At 63.3% G+C, this 21,135-nt stretch carries 8 protein-coding genes; 4 read left to right on the forward strand and 4 right to left on the reverse strand.

Annotation, left to right across the window (positions count from 1 at the left end; genetic code table 11):
• Positions 1-13 precede the first annotated feature (13 nt).
• Both tssB and C5F70_RS11760 read right to left on the reverse strand, forming a co-directional pair.
• The gene (gene tssB / locus C5F70_RS11755; protein ID WP_046383738.1) at positions 14-517 is read right to left on the reverse strand and encodes a type VI secretion system contractile sheath small subunit; all 504 of its coding nucleotides are present in this window, start codon (positions 515-517) and stop codon (positions 14-16) included.
• Positions 518-991: 474 nt separating this feature from the next.
• Positions 992-2,620 (reverse strand): PvdJ/PvdD/PvdP-like protein, encoded by a 1,629-nt coding sequence (locus C5F70_RS11760; protein WP_104903370.1) that lies wholly within the window; start codon positions 2,618-2,620, stop codon positions 992-994.
• 142 nt (positions 2,621-2,762) lie between these two features.
• Here C5F70_RS11760 and pvdM point away from each other — a divergent pair, with 142 nt between their 5' ends.
• The gene (gene pvdM, locus C5F70_RS11765) at positions 2,763-4,127 is read left to right on the forward strand and encodes a pyoverdine-tailoring dipeptidase-like protein PvdM (RefSeq protein WP_104903371.1); all 1,365 of its coding nucleotides are present in this window, start codon (positions 2,763-2,765) and stop codon (positions 4,125-4,127) included.
• A 76-nt stretch (positions 4,128-4,203) separates the two neighbouring features.
• The gene (locus C5F70_RS11770; RefSeq protein WP_104903372.1) at positions 4,204-5,070 is read left to right on the forward strand and encodes a formylglycine-generating enzyme family protein; all 867 of its coding nucleotides are present in this window, start codon (positions 4,204-4,206) and stop codon (positions 5,068-5,070) included.
• 190 nt (positions 5,071-5,260) lie between these two features.
• Here the strand turns inward: C5F70_RS11770 and C5F70_RS11775 are convergent, their stop codons facing one another.
• Positions 5,261-6,088 carry a N(5)-hydroxyornithine transformylase PvdF gene (locus C5F70_RS11775; protein WP_104903373.1) on the reverse strand — a complete coding sequence of 276 codons (828 nt, stop codon included), beginning with the start codon at positions 6,086-6,088 and terminating at the stop codon, positions 5,261-5,263.
• 199 nt (positions 6,089-6,287) lie between these two features.
• Between C5F70_RS11775 and C5F70_RS11780 the strand changes: the two genes are divergently transcribed.
• Positions 6,288-7,940 carry a cyclic peptide export ABC transporter gene (locus tag C5F70_RS11780; protein ID WP_104903374.1) on the forward strand — a complete coding sequence of 551 codons (1,653 nt, stop codon included), beginning with the start codon at positions 6,288-6,290 and terminating at the stop codon, positions 7,938-7,940.
• 109 nt (positions 7,941-8,049) lie between these two features.
• Entirely contained in the window at positions 8,050-10,482 is a 2,433-nt protein-coding gene (locus C5F70_RS11785) for a TonB-dependent siderophore receptor (RefSeq protein WP_218276649.1), read from the forward strand.
• Between the two features lie 164 nt (positions 10,483-10,646).
• On the opposite strand, the gene C5F70_RS11790 is transcribed toward C5F70_RS11785, so the two are convergent.
• Positions 10,647-21,134 carry a non-ribosomal peptide synthetase gene (locus C5F70_RS11790; RefSeq protein ID WP_104903376.1) on the reverse strand — a complete coding sequence of 3,496 codons (10,488 nt, stop codon included), beginning with the start codon at positions 21,132-21,134 and terminating at the stop codon, positions 10,647-10,649.
• Position 21,135 lies beyond the last annotated feature (1 nt).

Raw genomic sequence — 21,135 nt, forward strand, 5'->3', positions numbered from 1 at the left:
TTACCGCTATGAATTAACGCTCTTCTTCAGGCGCCAAGGCAGCCAACTCAGCGCGCAGTTCGTCACTGAGCGCGTCATCCTTGAGGATGCGCTCCAACTCATGGCGGAAGGTCACGTTGTCCAGCAGATTCGATTTCAGATCACGCAACAGGTTGCGCATCGCCAATAACGCACGCAGTTGTGGAATCTGCCGTGCGACCTGCTCAGGCTCGAAGTCCTTCATGCACCGGAAACTCAGTTCGACAGCGGTGTCGGACGCATCGTCGTCCAAGGTGTTGTCGACAGCCAGCTTCAGACCCGGCGAGAACTCGCCCAGGACGCTGTCAAAGTTGTTCTTATTGATATCAACCTTGCCGCGCTCGGAGAGCGGACGCTGTTCTTTACCGTTACTGTAGTCACCCAGCACCATCAGTTTCAAAGGTAACTCAACCTTTTTCTGCGCACCGCCAGTATGCAGGTCGAGCTTGATATTAACCCTGGCCTTGGGCACTTCATTTTGAAAGCTGCTTAGCGTCATCGTTTCATTCCGTGAGTTATCCAACAGCATTGATCTGCGGTCAGATGGAAATTAAAACCGGAATCCAATCAACTTAAATTCCCTTTCCGGAAGCCAAAGCGCTACATGGCACATGGCGTCCGCTTGCTCACTAGAATGAAGTATCACTGCCGGAACTTACCAGCCCCCGAATCACGGACGGGAACTTTCCATTGCGCATCAGGGATATTTCCCACAAAGCACAAAGATTATCTTTCTTGCAAAGATTATTGAAGATTTAAACCACAGACAGGGACCTCGCTGTCGGATATTTCTTAACCGTGGCGACGCCCAATAAAAGATCAGTAGAAATATACCAACCCATATGAATTTCTTTCAACATCTTCCATTGTTTATAGTACTAAAACCTATAAAAAACACCCACGTGCCGACCAGAAGATAAACCATCTCCGTCTCAGCTTTACATCATAAACATTGAACTCCAGCAAAAAACGCCTACACCTCGCGCGCCTTGACCTTCAAATGCCGCGCATACCATGGCCGCTTCGGCACCCGTTTGAACAAACCCTGCAGCGCTTCGTCTTGCGCAGCAAACGTAATTCGCAGAGCGAGCTTCATGATCTCTGGGTCCATCTCCATCGAACGCCCCCTCTGCAAGCCTGGCGTGGTGCTGCAGCCATGGGTATCCGGGCCCAGCCACGGGTCGCCGACTTCAACCCAACGCCCCGGCGCGAACCATGCCACGCCGTTGACCTCCAGGCGGCTGACCTGGCCGGGATGGAAGCGCTCATGGGCGCGGAACCAGTCTTCGATGCGGTCGTCGATCCAGCCATGGAAGTGCCAGAACACCGGGTTGACGTGGGAGGAAAACGGATCGCCAAGAAAGTCGTTCTCGGGCGCATACCAACGCGCGGCAAAGTCTGCCGGGTCGCGGGCGAAGGGCACGGGGGCGCCGTTGGAGGGGTCGCGGGGCACCGAGGCCCAGCGCATGTGCAGCCAGTCATGCAGGCCCAGTTCCATTTCGGAGCCGAGCTGGCCCAGGGTCAATTTGGCCAGGTATCGCGGGTCGCGGTATTGGGATTCCCAGACCTGGAAGTTGCTGTGGTAGGTCTCGGCGGCTTTGATATCGCTGACCCATTGGGTGTAGTCGCCGTCGTCCGGCGCCAGCCAAGTGGGTGGCAGGGCAAAGCCGTCATGGTTGTCGAAGTAGCGCAGGAAGCCCAGGCGATCACGTTCCAGGGCCGGTTGCGGTTCGGGGAAGGCGGACCACGACGGCAAGTCTTGCATCGCACGTGCGGTGCCGAGCATATGCCGATGCATGAAGAAGAAGTCGATGCCCGAGCCGTTGCGATCCTTGAGCTTGCCCCGCGCGTCGCGCTCCTTGCCCCGTGGGCCGGGCTGCCAGCCGATGCCACGCAAGGCGTCGCGTTTTTCCTCGGAGAGCTTGTGCCATTGGTCGCGCGTGGCGTGCCACAGTTGGTGGAACAGGCGGTGCTCGGGGGAAATCAGCCAGGCCAGCAGCGAAGGATTGAGACCGATGCGTTGGCGGGCTTCGGGAAACGGCTGTTTGTGGGCAACAAAGCGATTCTCCGGCGCGGTCAGCGCCAGGGGGCGGTCGAGGTCGAGGATCTGCCCGCTGAGGGTGCCGCTGCCGGCGTTGCCGAAGACGCCCCAGACTTCATCGACGATCATGCTGAATTCATAGGCCGGCGCGCCGTCGGCGGCATCACGGTCGATCAGCCGCCAATAGAGCTCGGTGCCCTCGCCCGCGAGCAAGTCACCCAACACGCGATAACGGGGTTCGCCATCGCCGCGCAGGTGCTCGGCCGTGTCGAGATAACCACGCAAGCCACGCCCACGCGGCGCGACATCGAGCAGCAACGCCAGGCCCTGCGCGGGCAAACCCTTGAGGCCGGCATCGCGGCCTTCAAGGCGCAGGTTCCACACCCCGCGCAATGTGTTCGCCAGGTGCTGGCCGGCGGTATCGGCAAGATCCACCGTAGCTTCGCCGGGGGTGATGGGGAATTCTTCACGCGTCCACTCGCGATGGGCATATAAGGCCGCCGGCACGGCGGCGCCGGTCAGCGCCAGGCCTGCGATGAACCCACGTCGAGAGATCGTCATTGTCTACCTTAGGAAACGGCGTTATCAGAGCTAGAACGTTTACTCGCGCGGGAAATTTACCGCGCCGTCGCCGAGGCCTAAATTTCCGCGCTCATCGCTCGTTCTTCCCAGATAGCAAAGGCCTCAACTGACTGAGACGGCAATGACAAAACCACGTTCGAAAAAGGCGCTGTTTATCGGCCTGCCACTGGCATTGGCCATCGGCGCCGGGGCCGGTTTCCTGGCCTGGGATCATTGGTTCCGAGGCAATGCCGGTTACCCGCTGGCGGTGATCAAGCAGGCCAATGACCTGCAGGAGCGCCTGTTGTCGTTCGACAGCCATATCACCGTGCCGCTGGATTTCGGCACTGCCGGCAATGAGGCCGACCACGACGGCGGCGGCCAGTTCGACCTGGCCAAGGCGCGTCGCGGGCGATTGTCCGGGGCGGCGCTGACGGTTTTCGGCTGGCCGGAAATCTGGAACGGCGCCAATGCTCCCCACAGGCCCAGCGACGGCTTTGTCGAGGAAGCCCGCCACGAGCAGGAAGTGCGCTACAAAATCATCTCCGGCATGGTGCGCGACTTCCCCAACGAAGTGGGCATCGCCTACACCCCGGATGACTTCCGGCGCCTGCATGGCGAAGGCAAATTCGCAATCTTTATCAGCATGCTCAACGCCTACCCGCTGGGCAGCGACCTGAACCAACTGGACCTGTGGACAGCACGCGGCATGCGTATGTTCGGCTTCAGCTATATCGGCAATAACGCCTGGTCCGACTCGTCGCGGCCACTGCCATTTTTCAATGACTCCACCGACGCTCTCGACGGCCTCTCGGACATCGGCCAGCAAGCGGTACACCGCCTCAATGACCTGGGGGTGATCATCGATGTGTCGCAAATGTCGACCAAGGCCCTGGAACAGGTTGCGCAGTTGAGCCGCACGCCACTGGTGGCCTCCCACTCGGCGCCACGCGCGGCGGTGGATATCCCGCGCAACCTCAGCGACAAGGAACTGCAACTGATCAAGCGCAGCGGCGGCGTGGTACAGATCGTGGCCTTCTCCGCCTACCTGCGCCCGCTGAGCCAGCCGACCCAGGACAAGCTCAACAGCCTGCGCGCCCGCTTCGACCTGCCACCCCTGCCCAACCTGGCCGTGGCCCTGATGCCGGGCGACGCAATCATCGCCGCCTGGCCCGAGCACACGTTCGGCGAGTACGCCAGCGCGCTGTACGCCATCCTCGATGACGAACCCAAGGCCACCCTCAAGGACCTGGGCGATGCCATCGACTACACCGTGCGCAAGATCGGCATCGACCATGTCGGCCTGGCGTCGGACTTCAACGACGGCGGCGGTATCGACGGCTGGAACAACGTCGGCGAAATCCGCAACGTCACCGCCGAGCTGATCCAGCGCGGCTACTCCGAAGCCGACATCGCCAAGCTGTGGGGCGGCAACTTTCTGCGGGTGTGGGACCAGGTACAAAAAGCCGCCAAGCCCTTGGCCAACCGCTCATCACCCTCGACGTAAGCCCGTGAGCACAACATGACCGTGCTGAGCCAGCGGTGGCGACGCACGCCCTTTGCCCTTTGAACGAGAGGCCCACATGACGCCATCCGCCCCCCTGACCGCTTTGGCCCTCACCGCCCTGTGCGCAGCGCTGCTGCCCAACCTGGCCGAGGCCGCCACGCCGCAACCCGGCAAAGTATTCAAGGACTGCAAGGACTGCCCGGAAATGGTGGTGCTGCCCGCCGGCACTTTCACCATGGGCACGCCCGACGATGAGGTCGGCCGCGAGCCGGACGAAGGCCCGATGCATGCCGTGACCTTCGCCAAGCCGTTCGCCATGAGCCGCTTCCAGATCACCGCTGGCGAGTGGGACAGCTATATCCGCCAGACCGGGGTCAAGATCGCCGACGGCGACACCCGCCCCGGCCGCGAATGCATCGCCAGCAAGCCGCGCTACCCCCAGAGCCCGCGTCAGCCGGCAGTGTGCATGGACATGGACGACATCAAACACTACGTGACCTGGCTGTCGAAAAAGACCGGGCAGCCGTACCACATGGTCAGCGAAGCCCAGCGCGAATACGCCGCGCGCGCCGGCTCCAGCGGGCCCTTCCCGTTTCCGTTCGACGAGGGCAAGGGTTACAGCATTGCCGAACATGCCAACACCTACGGTCCGGCGGATGGCTACAGTTTTTCCTCGCCGGCCGGCAGCTACCCGCCGAACGCATTTGGCATGTACGACATGCACGGCAACGTCTACGAGCGCGTGGCCGACTGCGAACACCCCAACTACATCGGCGCACCGACCGACGGCAGCGCCTGGGTGGAACCGAACTGCGAGAGCTACCAGATCCGTGGCAATGACTGGGGCGAAGCGCCAGTGTTCTCGCGCTCGGGCAATCGCAACAACATCTACCCACAGACACGCGGGGACTGGATCGGCTTTCGGGTAGTGCGCGACCTGTAACAACAAATCCCCTCACTGCACCTACTGCACCTACTGCACCCACTGCATCCGCTGCACCCGCTGCACCCACCGCACCCACTGTAGGAGCGAGCTTGCTCGCGAAGCCCCCGAGTACGCCGCGTTTATCCAGGATAAACGCGTTATCGTTGGCGATTTTCGCGGGCAAGCCCGCTCCTACAGAGGGCGCGCGTCAGCCCTGCCGAGCCAACCGTTCCAAACCTTCATGCAACGCCGGAAACAGGCTGTTGTTGAAGTTGTTCCAGCGCAATTCGAGGATGGTGTCGTCCGGGGAAATCTCGGTCTTGAGCACGTCGTGGAACACTTCTCCGGAGTCGATGCCGTTGTCCACGTAGTGGAACGAGGCACCGGTCAGGTACAGCGGCTCGCACGGCTGCGTCTCCTTGGTCGTCCAATCCACCACCGCCTGGCCACGGGCACCGTACAAGGCGTTCCAGGTGGCGTAGGCGCCCCGGCGCTCGTAGGGCGATTCGATACGGGTAATGCCCGGGTGAATGTTCATGATCCGCCGCGCAAATGGCGCACCCGGGCGCACCAGCTCATCAAGGATCACCAACAGGCCGTCCAGCACCACGATATCGGCCTTCAGCTCCACCAGCGTGTCGTGCAGGCGGCGTTCGAAGTCCTGCTTGCCGGCGATGTGTTGCGCGCTGCCACGCGGCAGGCGGCGGTAGGTGGACGGCACGCTCAGCAGCAAATCGTTGACCAGACGCCCCTGCACCCGCAGGTCCGCCGGGTACAGCCACTGGCGGCCCGGCGCATAGGCAAAGCCATAGTCGGCGACCAATTGCCGGTCACGCGGGTTTTGCTCGTCGTCGTCATACACCACGCCCACCAGGTTATAGGCCTCGCCCAGCGACGTATCGTTGAGCGAGCCCACCAGAAACTCCAGCACCGACTTCATGTAGCGCTCGTGGTCCTTATAGGCCACTGGCTGCCCGGCCTTGTCGGCGGCGGCATTTCTCAGGGACCACACATACACCAGGTTTTTTTTCGTCATTGGTTCGCTCTCACTGGATAGATCCGGCACGCGACCCTACGCGTGCGCCTACCCAACAAGAACGAACCAGGCAGCGGGCAATTTATCCGCCACCGCCACCGCCGGGCACGCCGCGCTAAATACTCGCGCCGACGCTTCGTTTGTCATGGGTAAGGGTCTGTGTGCCCAGCCCCCTCCATTCACTTTCCGGGAAGTACCTATGACCGACCCCAAGCGCGGCGCCTTCAGCGGTTTGCTCGCATTGCTCAGGCCCTTTCGCGCCATCGTGAGCGTCTCCGTCGCCCTGGGCATGGCCGGTGGCCTGGCCATCACGCTGCTGCTGGCGACTATCAATAATGCGCTGCACTCCGCCGCCGGGATGACCCAGGGGGTGATTCTGACGTTTGCTGCGCTGTGTGTGCTGGCGCTGGTCAGTTCGATCATTTCCGATATCGGCACCAATTACGTCGGCCAACGGATCATTGCCGCCCTGCGCAAGGACCTCGGCGAAAAGGTGCTGTCGGCGCCGATCGGGCAGATCGAGGGTTATCGCTCCCACCGGCTGATCCCGGTACTGACCCACGACGTCGACACCATCAGCGATTTCTCCTTCGCGTTCACACCGCTGGCCATTGCGGCCACAGTGACCCTGGGTTGCCTGGGCTACCTGGCCTACCTGTCGGTACCGATGTTCCTGATGATGGTGGTCGCCATCGTGATCGGCAGTGCCGTGCAGTTCATCGCTGGCGGCAAAGGCATCCAGGGCTTCGACCTGGCGCGCAGCCACGAGGATGAGCTGCAGCGTTACTACAACGCCATTGCCTCCGGCGCCAAGGAACTGCGCATGCACCGGCCCCGGCGCTTTCGCATGAACACCCAGCGCATTCAGGAAACCGCGGACCGCATCGCCGACATCCAGGTGCGTTCCGTGAACATCTACATCCTTGCCAAGACCTTTGGCTCGATGTTGTTCTTCGTGGTGATCGGCTTGGCCCTGGCGATGCAGGCCTATAACCCCAACCCCGACCCTAGCGTGATCACCGGTTTCGTCCTGGTGCTGCTGTACATGAAAGGCCCGCTGGAACACCTGCTCGGCTACCTGCCTGTGGTGGGCAAGGCGAAGATTGCATTTGGTCGTATCAGTGAGCTGTCACAGCGCTTCTCCTCGCCGGAACCGCACCTGCTGATGGATGACAGCGAAGCCCCGCAACCGGTGGTCAACAGCCTGGAATTGCGCGGTGTGCGCTACAGCCCGCCGGCAGTGGCAGGCAGCGAACCGTTCCACCTGGGGCCGATCGACCTGAACATCGCCCAGGGCGATATCGTGTTCATCGTCGGCGAAAACGGCAGCGGCAAGACCACCCTGATCAAGCTGCTGCTGGGGCTGTACCCGCCGCAGGCCGGGGAAATCCTGCTCAATGGCAACGCCGTGAGCGACTCCGAGCGCGACGACTATCGCCAGCTGTTCACCACGGTGTTCGCCGATTACTACCTGTTCGACGACCTGGTCCAGGGCAGCGCCGCCCAGTCACTCGACAGCGCGACAAAATACCTGGAACGCCTGGAGATCGCCCACAAGGTCAGCGTCAAGGACGGCGTGTTCAGCACCACCGATCTGTCCACCGGCCAACGCAAGCGCCTGGCGCTGGTCAACGCCTGGCTGGAAGAACGCCCGGTGCTGGTGTTCGACGAGTGGGCCGCCGACCAGGACCCGGCCTTCCGCCGGATCTTCTATACCGAGCTGCTGCCGGACCTCAAGCGCCTGGGCAAGACCATCATCGTGATCAGTCACGACGACCGCTATTTCGATATCGCCGACCAATTGGTGCGCCTGCGCGCCGGCCAGGTCGTGCGCGAAATGACGCCGGCGTGAATTTTCTTTTCCGGTTTCCCGGGATAGGAACGTCTCACTAGTGGTAATGAGAACCAGACTCAATAAACACTTATAATTGCCCACTTAAAACATAGAAGAGAAAACACCCATGCCAGCACGACTCGGTCTCAGCCCACTGAGCAAAGCGCTATCCATGCGTCGGGCCCTGAACATCAACCTCCTGCCGAACGCCCTGGCCCTGGCCATATCACTGCCGGTGGCCGGCTATGTGCAGGCACAAGAGATCGAGTTGGACATTCCCGCGCAGCCGCTGGGGAGCGCGCTGCAGGCCTTCGGTCATCAGGCCAACATGCAGGTGCTCTACAGCCCGACCGACGTGCAAGGCAAGAACAGCACCGCCGTCAAAGGCAAACTGGACCCGCAACAGGCGATCAATACCCTGCTGTCAGGAACGTCGACCACCCACAGCCTCAATGGCAATTCGCTGACCGTCACCGCCGCCGGTACCTCCGCCGGGCTGGAACTGAGCCCGACCCAGGTGACCGCCAACCAACTGGGCAGCGTGACCGAAAACACCGGTTCCTATACCCCAGGCTACATCGCCACCTCGACCCGCCTGGTGCTGACGCCCAAGGAGACGCCGCAGTCGGTGACCGTCATCACCCGCCAGCACATGGACGACTTCGGCCTGAACAACGTTGACGACGTGATGCGCCACACGCCGGGCATCACCGTCTCGGCCTTCGATACCGAGCGCAGCAACTACTACGCCCGTGGTTTCTCCATCAACAACTTCCAGTACGACGGCATTCCGTCCACTGCGCGCAACGTGGCCTATTCGGCGGGTAACACCCTGAGCGACATGGCGATCTACGACCGGGTCGAAGTACTCAAGGGCGCCACCGGCCTGCTCACTGGCGCAGGCTCCCTGGGTGCGACCATCAACCTTGTGCGCAAAAAGCCCACCGCAGAGTTCCAGGGCCACGCCAGCGTGGGCGCCGGCTCCTGGGACAACTACCGCAGCGAGCTGGATGTGAGCGGCCCGCTGACCGAAACCGGGAATGTCCGGGGTCGGGCGGTGGCGGCTTACCAGGACAAGCATTCCTTCATGGACCGCTATGAGCGCCAAAGCCCGGTCTACTACGGCATCATGGAATTTGACCTGTCCCCGGACACCATGCTGACCGTGGGTGGCGACTACCAGGACAGCCTGCCAAAAGGCTCGTCCTGGTCCGGCAGCTTCCCGCTGATCGACGCCCAGGGTAATCGCAACAAGGTGAAGCGCTCGTTCAACAACGCCGCCGACTGGAGCAGTTGGGAGCAGTACACCCGCACCCTATTCGCCATAGTCGAGCACGACCTCGGCGATGGCTGGGTTACCAAGCTGCAACTGGACCACAAGATCAACGGCTACCACGCGAAGATGGGCTCGATTCAGGGCAACACTCCCAACCTGGACGGCACTTCGCAGCTGACATCGGGTAAGTACACCGGCGAAACCGTCAGCGACTCCGCCGACCTATATGTGAGCGGCCCGTTCAGCCTGGGTGGCCGCGAGCATGAGCTGGTCCTCGGCGGCTCCATCAGTTCTTCCGAGTGGAACGGCAATGGCTACTGGAACCTCGCCCCCAACCTGGTGAACTTCCACAACTGGCACGGCAACGCGACCGAACCGGATTGGGGCACACCGCAGTCGAAGATCGACGACACCGTGCGCCAGACCGGCGCGTACATGACCACCCGCCTGAACCTCGCCGACGACCTCAAGCTGCTGCTCGGCGGCCGCGTGGTCGACTACACCGTCACCGGCAACAACCCGACCTACAAGGAAACCGGACGGTTCGTGCCGTATGCCGGTGTGGTCTACGACCTGAACGACACGTACTCGGTCTACGCCAGCTACACCGATATCTTCATGCCGCAGGAAAGCTACAACCGCGACCGCAACAACAAGCTGGTCGAGCCGGATGAAGGCCAGAACTGGGAACTGGGCGTCAAGGCAGACTTCCTGGACGGTCGTGTAAACGCCAGCGCCGCCTACTTCGAGATCCACGAAACCAACCGTTCCGTGTCCGACGACGAATACAACAACCGCACGCCGACACCGTCGAACTATGCGTTCAAGGGCACCAAGGCCGTGACCAAGGGTTACGAAGTCGAAATGTCGGGCGAACTGGCACCGGGCTGGCAGCTCCAGGGTGGCTATACCCACAAGGTTGTGCGCGACGACAACGACATCAAGATCTCGACCTTCGAGCCGGAAGATCAGGTCAGCGTCTACACCTCGTACAAGTTCAAGGGCAACCTCGACAAGCTGACCGTCGGCGGCGGCGCTCGCTGGCAGAGTGTTGGCTGGCAGGACATCTACAACAGCCCGAAAGGCGGCTACGAGGAGTTTTCCCAGGAATCCTACTGGCTGGTGGACCTGATGACCCGCTACCAGTTCACCAAGAACGTGTCGGCAACGTTGAACGTCAACAACATCTTCGATAAGACCTACTACACCAACATCGGCTTCTATAACTCTGCCGCCTACGGCGAGCCACGCAACTTCATGCTCAGCACCCGCTGGGACTTCTAAGGCCTGCTCGTAGCCGCCCTGGCGGCTACTGAGGGCTCCAACCCTAACGCCCCGTGCATTCATTGCCCGGGGCGTTTTTGCAGGGGCCGGTCGTTGAACCCCACCCCACGAAAAAGCCCCCGGTCACCATCAGTGGCTGGGGGCTTGTTCGTTCAGGCCCGGTGTTACGCCATCGCGTCGGCGAAGCTGCGCACGAACGCTGCGTTGTCGATCAACCGATCATGACTGGTCTCGATCAGCACCGAACGTTCAATCCGGGACTGGCCGGCGACCTCCAGCATGCTCGCCTCAATCAACCGATGATGCACACCCGTGCGGCTCAAGGTCGCCCACCAGCAACTGATCGGCGCCTTGATCGCCTTGAAATCGGCATCATGCAGGCGCTGGCCCAGCATGCGGTCGACCTCCCACGAGATTTGCGCCTCATGGCCGCTGAGCAACTCTTCCTTGAGTTCATGGAAGCGCTCACCCAGCACATCCCCGGCCCACTGGTTGAACCCGGCCCATTGCTCATCGTCGCCGTCAACCGTGGCCTGCTGGCCCGACCACTTGGCATGGATCTGCGCCGTGAACTCAGGGAACATCGCGCCCAACAACTCCACGCGCCGATCATTGGCGGATATTTCGCGCTCATCGACCATCACCGCCGTGTCCCAGAAAGGCTTGACCCACTGGGGTGGCGATGCGTCGATCCAGCCCACGCATTCCACTTCCCGCCCAGCCTGCTCCAGGCCATGGGCAACTTCCATCGCCAGGTTGCCGCCCAGGGACCAGCCCGCCAGACGGAAGGCCCCCTCCGGCTGCGCCGTCAACAATTGCGCGGTGTAGTCCTCGACCATCTCGTGCCAGGCCGGCACTTCACTGCCCTCCTCGGCCAACGCCCGGCAGATCACGCCCATTACCGGCCGCTGCTCGCGCAACGCCAGGGCAATGGCCTTGTAGCAATGCACCGAACCATAGCTGGGGTGAAACAGGTACAACGGTGTGCCACGGGTCTGGCTGTTCAACCTGACGATCAACGAGTTGCCGGCCTGACCATTAACACAGGCGACCTGCCCCGCAACCGTCGGGTTGAGCATCAGCTGACTCACCGAAAGCTCCACGCCGGTAGCCTTGCGGATACGCTCCTTGAGCATCAACACCAGCAACGAGTGCCCGCCCAGCTCGAAGAAGTTGTCCTCCACCCCCACCTGTTCAAGGCCCAGGACCTCGCGCCAGGCGAGCACAACGGTGTGCTCCAGCGGGTTGCTCGGCGCAACGAAGTGCCGCTGATGCACGCTGGCGTCCGGCGCCGGCAGGGCCTTGCGGTCTAACTTGCCGTTGGGGCTCAAGGGCATGCGGTCCAGCACGACCCATTGCGCAGGCACCATGTAGTCGGGCAAATGCGCCAGCAAGTGATGACTCAGGGCATCACGCCAGGCGGCGGCCGGGTCGTGCAACATCAGGTAGCCCACCAGATGTTTGCCATCCTGCACTTGCACCGATGCTTCACGCACCTGCGGATGCTCCAGCAGGCGCGCTTCGATTTCGCCCAGCTCGATCCGCAAACCACGCAACTTGACCTGATGATCCAGGCGCCCCAGGTATTCAATCACGCCATCCCTGCGCTGACGGACCCGGTCCCCGGTACGATACAACCGCGCGCCAGGCTGGAACGGGCACGGTACAAAGCGTTCGGCGGTCAGGCCGGGACGGCGATGGTAACTGCGCGCCAGCCCGACACCGCCCAGGTACAACTCACCGGCAACACCCGCCGCAACCGGCTGCAACTGCGCATCCAGCACATGGGTGCGCAGGTTGGCGATCGGCTGGCCAATCGGCACGCTGTCGCGGTTTTCATCGACACACGTCCAATGGGTCACATCAATGGCCGCCTCGGTCGGGCCGTACAGGTTGAACAGCCCGGCCTTGGGCAGTTTGGCGAACACCTGTTGCTGGGCGTCCACCGGCAGGGCTTCGCCGCTGCAAATGATGCGTTGCAGGCCCTGGCAACTGCCGGCCTGCGAGTCCTGGAGGAACGCCTGCAACATTGAGGGCACGAAGTGCAAAGTGGTGACCTGGTGTCGATTGATCAACGTCACCAGGCGCGACGGCTCTCGATGATCACCCGGAGCCGCCATGACCAACCGTGCGCCGCTCATCAACGGCCAGAAGAACTCCCAGACCGACACGTCAAAACTGAACGGCGTCTTTTGCAGCACCGTATCACTGGCATCCAGTGCATACGCTTGTTGCATCCACAGCAATCGGTTGGTCAATGCACAGTGGCGGTTACCGGCGCCCTTCGGCTGCCCGGTGGAACCGGAGGTGTAGATGACATAAGCGAGGTTTTCGGCCTCGACGGCGACCTCGGGATTGAAGGTGGCAAACCCTGCCAGCCAGCTGTCACCCTGCTCCACTACCAGGCACTGTACGCAGTCACCGATGGGCAACGACGCTACCAGATGCGCCTGCGTCAACAGCAGTTGCACCCCACTGTCCTGCAGCATGTAGGCCAGGCGCTCGCGCGGGTATTCCGGGTCCAGCGGCACATAGGCGCCGCCAGCCTTGAGCACGGCCAGAAGCGCCACCACCATCTCCACCGAACGCTCCATCGCCACGCCCACCAGCAGGTCTGGCCCGACACCGGCCTGTATCAGGCGGTGCGCCAGGCGGTTGGCACGAGCATTCAGTTGGGCGTAAGTGAGCACTTCGCAATCAAACAGCAATGCCTGGGCATCCGGCGTGCGTTCGGCTTGCGCTTCGATCAACTGCTGCACGCTCTGCTGCAACGGGTAATCCTGCGCCGTGTCGTTCCACTGCTCGACCATCACCTGCTGCTCCAGACGCTCCAGCATCGGCAACTGGGTGACCCGCTGATTCGGATCGCCGAGCATGCCCTGCAACAGGTTCTGCCAATGGCGGGCCATGCGCTTGGGTGTCGCGGCGTCGAACAGATCGGTGGCGTAGGTCAGGGTCGCCCACAGCCCTTCGGCGGTCTCCTGGGTGTCCAGGCTCAAGTCGAACTGCGCGGTCTGCGTGCCCCACTCCAGCCCTTCAACCCTCAGGTCGGCAAGCTGCTGGCCGCTGTTGGCCAGGCGCGCTTCGCTCTGGTAATTGAACATCACCTGGAACAACGGGTTATGGCTCAGGCTGCGCTCGGGTTGCAGCGCCTCGACCAATTGTTCGAAGGGCAGGTCCTGATGGCTCTGGGCATCCAGGGCCCGCCGCTTGGCCTGCTGCAACAATTGGGTGACGGTCAGTTGAGCATCGATATCGGCCTTGAGCACCTGGGTATTGACGAAGAACCCCACCAGCCGCTCGGTTTCGACCCGGCTGCGGTTGGCGATCGGCACACCGACGCGAATATCCTGCTGGCCGCTGTAACGGTGCAACAGGGTCTGGAACGACGCCAGCAGCACCATGAACAACGTGACCCCCTCACGCTGCGCCAGGGCCTTGAGCCCCGTCACCAGCGCCGGGTCCAGGACGACATCCAGGCTCGCCCCGCGATAGCTCTGCACCGAAGGTCGCGGCCGCTCGGCGGGCAGTTCCAGCACCGGCTGTTCACCGCCCAGCAGCGTTTGCCAGTAAGCCAATTGACGCTCGCGCTCGCCGCCCGCCATCCAGTCGCGCTGCCACTGCGCATAGTCGGCGTATTGAATCGGCAGCGCCGGCAGTTGCAGGTCCTGGCCTTGGCTGTAGGCCGCGTACAGTTGCACCAGCTCGTCGACCATCACCTGCATCGACCAGCCATCGGAGACGATGTGATGCTGCACCAGCACCAGCACGTGTTCGTCGTCAGCCAGGCGCAGCAGGGTCACCCGCAGCAGCGGGCCTTGTTGCAGGTCAAACGGTCGCGCGATCTCGGCTTGCACCAGGCGCTGCACATCCGCTTCGTCGGCATTGGCATGCAGGATCTCCACGGCACCCGCATCCCGGATCATTTGCAGGGCGCGGCCTGCGTCCTGGTACACCTGGGTGCGCAGGCTTTCATGGCGCGCCACCAGCGTTTCGAAACTGCGTTGCAGCGCGGCCTGGTCCAGCCAGCCACGCAGGCGCAGGGTGCTGGGGATGTGGTACGCGGCGCTCTGGGGGTCCAGTTGCCAGAGGAACCACTGGCGCTCCTGGGCATAAGACAATGCCAACGGCTGCTGGCGGCTGACGGGCAGAATCGCCGGCGCACTGTCCGTCTCGGCTGCCGAACGCTGCAGCGTCTCGACAAAACCCTGCAACCGCGGGTGTTCAAACAGGGTCCTGAGGGGAACTTCCCGGCCCAGCAACTGGCGCAGACGGGAGATGACCTGCATCGCCAGCAACGAGTGCCCCCCCGATTCAAAGAAGTGGTCGGCCAGGCCAACCCGTTCCAGGCCCAGGATTTCACCCCAGATCGCCGCCACGTCCTGCTCCAGCTCGCTCTGTGGCGCCACATACACCTGCTGCATCTGGCTCACATCAGGACGCGGCAGGCCCTTGCGATCGAGCTTGCCATTGGGGGTGAGCGGCATGCGCTCCAAGAACATCAGGTGCGAGGGCACCATGTAGTCCGGCAGGCGGGTTTTCAGGGCGCGGCGCAGGTTTTCACGGCAGGTGGACTGGGCCACCGCATCGTCCATCAGCACCGGATCCAGTGGCACCACATAGGCCACCAACTGCTTACCGTTCGGGCCTTCCTGGGCCACCACCACGGTTTCGCCGACGCTGTCCTGCTCGCGCAGACGCGCTTCGATCTCGCCCAGTTCGATACGGAAACCGCGGATTTTCACCTGGTGGTCGACACGGCCGAGGTAATCCACCACGCCATCCGGGCGGCCACGGGTCAGGTCGCCGCTGCGGTACACGCGGCTGCCGGGTTTGCCGAACGGGTCGGGGACGAAGCGTTCGGCGGTGAGTGCCGGACGTTCCAGATAACCGCGCGCCACGCCCTCGCCGCCCAGGTACAGCTCGCCAGCGACGCCGATGGGTTGCAGGTTGAGTTGGGCGTCGAGGATGTAGCCGCTGCGGTTGCCCAACAGCGTGCCGATCGGTGCATACACGGCGCCGCAGGGATCGCCCTTGCGTGCTTTCCACAGCAACGGCGTGACCACGGTTTCGGTCGGGCCGTAGCCGTTGAACAGATAAGTGGGTTTCAGCGCACGCCAGGCCAGGTCGTAGCTCGCTTGCGCCACCGCGTCACCGCCAAAGCAATACACGCGCACCTTCGGCGGATTACCGTCGCGTTCGGCATGCTCGGCCAGTTGTTGCAGGTACACCGGCGGGAACACGGCCATGGTCACGTTGTGACGGTGCATTTGCGCGTAGGTGTATTCCGGCAGCCACAGGCTGTCATCGCGGATCAGCACGCTCGCGCCGTTGATCAGCGGGTGCATCCAGCCTTCGTGGGAGCCGTCGAAAGCGAAGGACATGAAGTGCAATTCGCAATCGGCCGGGCCGGTTTCGTAGCGTTCGCCGGTGGCGATGATATGCGCCACCAGCGGACCGTGGGCCACCGCCACGCCCTTGGGCATGCCGGTGGAGCCGGAGGTGTAGATCACGTAGGCGAGGTTGTCGCCGTCCAGAGCCACTGACGGTGCGCTGTCACGCTCATCGGACCAGGCCTGCGCCTGATCCACCGCAAGCACAGCCAAGCCGTCCGGGATCGGCAAACGCTGCTGTACCGCCGAATGGGTCAACAGCAGCTTGGCGCGGCTGTCCTGCATCATGTACAGCAGGCGATCACGCGGGTATTCGACGTCCAGCGGCACATACACGCCGCCAGCTTTCATCACCGCAAGGAACGCCACCATGATCTCCGCACTGCGCGGCATGGCAATCGCCACGCGCACTTCCAGGCCGACACCCCGGGCGATCAACGCATGGGCCAACTGGTTGGCCTGGCGGTCCAGCTCGCCGTAGGTCAGGGTTTGCGTGTCGAACTTGATCGCGACTGCCTGCGGGTTTTCCCGCGCACGCTCGGCGACCAACTCGTGTACCAGGCGCTGGGCCGGGAAGCCGGCGTCGGATTGATTCCACAACTGCAGGATGTGCCGCTGTTCATCCCCGTCCAGCAGGTTCAACTGGCCGAGGGTCTGCTGCGGATCGGCGACCATCGCCTGCAACAGGTTCTGCCAATGCCGCGCCATACGCTGCACGGTCGAGGCTTCGAACAGGTCCTGGGCATACCCCAATGTGGCCCAGATACCTTCGGTGGATTCTTGAATATCCAGGTCCAGATCGAAATGCGCGGTCCGGCTTTCCCACTCCAGCCCTTCTACCCGCAGCGTCGGCAATTGGTGCTGGACCTGGGCCTGGCCGACGTCGGTCTGGTGGTTGAACATCACTTGGAACAACGGGTTGTGGCTCAGGCTGCGCTCGGGTTGCAACGCCTCCACCAATTGCTCGAACGGCAGGTCCTGATGGGCCTGCGCCTCCAGCGCCCGTTGCCGGGTCTGCTGCACCACTTGCGCGACGCTCATCTGCCCGTGAATGTCGGCCTTGAGCACCTGGGTGTTGACGAAAAAGCCGATCAGGCGCTCGGTTTCACTGCGGTTGCGGTTGGCGATCGGCACGCCGACGCGGATGTCTTCCTGGCCGCTGTAGCGGTGCAGCAAGGTCTGGAACGAAGCCAGCAACAGCATGAACAGGGTCACGCCCTGTTGCTGGGCCAGGGCCTTGAGGTCGTGGGCGAGCGCGGGCGCCAGTTCGATCGGCAGGCGTGCGCCACGGTGGCTTTGCACCGCCGGGCGCGGGTGGTCGAACGGCAGCTCCAGCACGCTCTGCTCACCGCCGAGCCGGTCGCGCCAGTAGTTCAGTTGGCGATCCTTCTCGCCCGCCTCCATCCAACGGCGCTGCCACACGGCGTAATCGGCGTACTGGAGCGGCAGCGCCGGCAATGCCAGGGTCTGACCCTGGCTGAACGCGGCGTAGAGCTGCACCAGTTCTTCGACCATCAGTTGCATCGACCAGCCATCGGAGACGATGTGATGCTGCACCAGCACCAGCACATGCTCATCGGCGGCCAGGCGCAGCAGGCAGACACGCAGCAACGGCCCTTGTTGCAGGTCGAAGGGCTGGGCGATCTCGGCTTCTACCCGGGCCTTCAGCGCAGCTTCATCGACATCGGCGCACGCGATGTGCAACGACACCTGCGGTTCAATCACTTGAACCGTGCGCTCGCGCTCCTGGCGCAGGGAGGTGCGCAGGCTTTCATGACGGGCCAGCAAGGCGTCGAAACTGCGCTGCAACGCCGCGCGGTCAAGCTGGCCTTTCAGGCGCAGCGCGCTGGGGATGTGGTACGCCGCGCTGTGCGGCTCCAACTGCCAGAGAAACCACTGGCGCTCCTGGGCATACGACAGCGGCAACGGCTGGTCGCGCCCGGCCGGCAGCAGGGCCGGGGCTTTCGGGGCGGCGGGATCGGAGGTCGTCAAGGCAGCGACAAAGCCTGCCAGGCGCGGCTGCTCGAACAGCGTCTTGAGCGGGACTTCCAGGTCCAGGGCCTGGCGAATGCGCGAGACCACTTGCATGGCCAGCAGGGAATGCCCGCCCAGTTCAAAGAAATGATGGGCCAGGCCGACACGCTCGACGCCAAGGATATCGGCCCAGATCGCCGCGATCTGTTGCTGCAGCGGCGTGACCGGTGCCAACCATGCCTGCTGTGCCGAGCCGCCGACGGGTGTCGGCAGGGCCTGGCGGTCGAGCTTGCCGTTGGGGTTCAAGGGCATGCGCTCGAGGAAGATCAGGTGCGCCGGCACCATGTAATCGGGCAGTTGCTCGCGCAAGGTGGCCTTGAGCTGTTCGCCGGCGCTCATCTGCTGCGGCTCGGACAGTGGCTGCGTCGCCACCAGATAGGCCACCAACTGATTGTCGGCGGCCAGCACGAAAGCCTCACGGACGGCATCCTGGGCCAGCAGCAGCGCCTCGATTTCACCCAACTCGATACGGAACCCACGGATCTTCACCTGGTGATCGACGCGGCCGACGTATTCGATCACCCCGTCGGCGCGATAACGCGCCACGTCGCCGGTGCGATAAAGACGCTCGCCCAGGCCGCCGAACGGGTCGGCGACAAAGCGCTCGGCGGTCAGGCCCGGGCGTTGCAGGTAAGCACGCGCCAAGCCGCTGGCACTGGCGATGTAGAGTTCGCCCACGGCGCCGACCGGCAACAGGTTGAGGTCGCCGTCCAGCACATACAACGCCCGCCCCGGCAACGCGCGGCCAATCGGGCTGGCGCTGCCGCCGATCACCCCATCGTCGGCGCTGCAATCGAGCACGCTGGACACCACCGTGGCCTCGGTGGGCCCGTAGGTGTTGAGCAGCCGCACATGCCCCAGCCCGGCCCGGCGCCACATCGCCGGGCCGTCCAGGGGCATGGCTTCGCCGCCGATATGCACCTGGCGCAAGGCCCCGTAAGACCGTGGGCCCGCCGCCAGGCAATCGTGCAGGAACAGTTTCCAGTAAGCCGTCGGCAAGTCGGCCAGGGTGATGCCCTGATCGATGATCTGCCGGTACAGGTCGGCGCCGTCCCACAACTGCGGGCCGCGCAACACCACGGTGGCGCCCAGGGTCAGCGCCGGGTACAGCTGCTCGACGAAGCCGTCGAAGTTCAAGGTGGCGAACTGCAGCACCCGATCCTGTGGGACCAGGCGCGAATAGTCGGCCGCGATGTCGGCGAACTCACTCAGCGCCGCGTGGCTGATGGCAACGCCCTTGGGTTTGCCGGTGGAGCCCGAGGTGTAGATCACGTAGGCCAGGCTCTGCGGCTCGACGTCGAGCGCCGGAGCGTGTTCGGCATACGGCGCCAACGTCGCGTGGGCCAGGTCGATATCCAGGCAGGTCAACGACCCGGCCAACGGCAGGCGCTCACGAAGGTGAGACTGAGTCAACACCAGGCGCACGCCACTGTCCTCGAGCATATGCACCAGGCGCTCGCGCGGATACTCAGGGTCAAGCGGCACGTAGGCACCGCCCGCCTTGAGCACCGCCAACAGGCTGACCACCATGGCAAAGGAACGCTCGACGGCGATACCGACCAGGCCGTCCGGGCCGATCCCCTGGTCGATCAGGTAGTGCGCCAGACGATTGGCCTGGCGGTTCAGTTCGCCATAGCTGAGCGTCTGGTCATCCAGGGCCAGCGCCTGGCGTTCAGGATGCTGGCGGGCCTGGGCCTCGAACCGGTGGTGTACGGCTTGTGCGCCGGCGACGCTGGCCGGCGCGTTCCAATCCTGGAGCATCGTCTGCTGCTGCGCACGGTCGAGCATCGGCAGCGCGCTAAGACGGCTGCGCGGCGCACTCACCAGCGCCTGGAGCAGGTTTTGCCAGTGTTGCGCAAAGCGCTCGATGGTCGCCGCCTCGAACAGGTCGGTGGCGTAGGTCAGCGCGGCCCACAGGCCTTCAGCGGATTCATGGGTGTCCAGGCTCAGGTCGAAATGGGTGGTCTGGTTGTCCCAGTCCAGTTCCGTCACGCGCAGGCCGGGCAGGTGCTGGCCGTCACCGCTGGCCTGGGTGTCGGTCTGGTGGTTGAACATCACCTGGAACAACGGGTTGTGGCTCAGGCTGCGTTCAGGCTGCAACGCCACCACCAACTGTTCGAACGGCAGGTCCTGGTGCGCCTGGGCTTCCAGGGAACGACGCTTGGTCTGTTGCAACAGTTCGGCAAACGTCATCTGCCCATCGAGGTCGGCCTTGAGCACCTGGGTGTTGACGAAAAAGCCAATCAGCCGCTCGGTTTCGACGCGGTTGCGGTTGGCATTCGGTACGCCGATGCGAATATCCGCTTGGCCGCTGTAGCGAAACAGCAGGGTCTGGAACGACGCCAGCAGGAGCATGAACGGCGTCACGCCTTCTTGCTGCGCCAGGCGCTTGAGGCCCGCCACCAGGTCCGCCGGCAACTGCACCTGCAGGCTCGCGCCGCGATGGCTTTGCTGCGCGGGGCGCGGGTGATCGAGGGGCAATTCCAGCACAGGTTGCTCACCGCCCAGCAGGTCCTGCCAGTACGCCAGCTGGCGGGCCCTCTCCCCGGCCTCCATCCAGTTGCGTTGCCACAGCGCGTAGTCGGCGTACTGGATCGGCAGGCCCGGCAGGCTAAGGTCCTGGCCCTGACTGTAGGCGGCATACAACTGCACCAGTTCCTGGACCATCACTTGCATCGACCAGCCATCGGAAACGATGTGGTGCTGCACCATCACCAGCACATGCTCATCTTCCGCCAGTTGCAACAGGGTCACGCGCAACAGCGGCCCTTGTTGCAGATCAAACGGGCGGGCGACCTCGGCTTCGACCCGCGCCATCAGTTGCGCCTCGTGAACAACCTCCTGCCGGATCTCGACACGCGCCTTGGGCTCGATGGTTTGCAACAGTTGCTCACCGTCCTGGATCAGCCGGGTGCGCAGGCTTTCGTGGCGCGCCAGCAGGCTGTCGAAGCTGCGCTGCAACGCCGCCAGGTCCAGGCGCCCCTGCAAGCGCAATGCGCCGGGGATGTGGTAGGTGGCGCTGTCCGGGTCCAACTGCCACAGGAACCACTGGCGCTCCTGGGCATAGGACAGCGGCAGGCGTTGGCCGTCCTCGCGGATCGAGGCAATCGGCAGTTGGGCGAAGCTCATGCCACGGCTTTGCAGGCGCTGGTAAAACTGCTGGCGCTGTTCCAGCGGCAGGCGAAGAAAGCGCGAAACCAGATCGATATTAGGGTTGGAACGCATG

The organism is Pseudomonas sp. LH1G9, assembly GCF_002949975.1.
In the GTDB taxonomy this organism is placed as follows: Bacteria; Pseudomonadota; Gammaproteobacteria; order Pseudomonadales; family Pseudomonadaceae; genus Aquipseudomonas; species Aquipseudomonas veronii.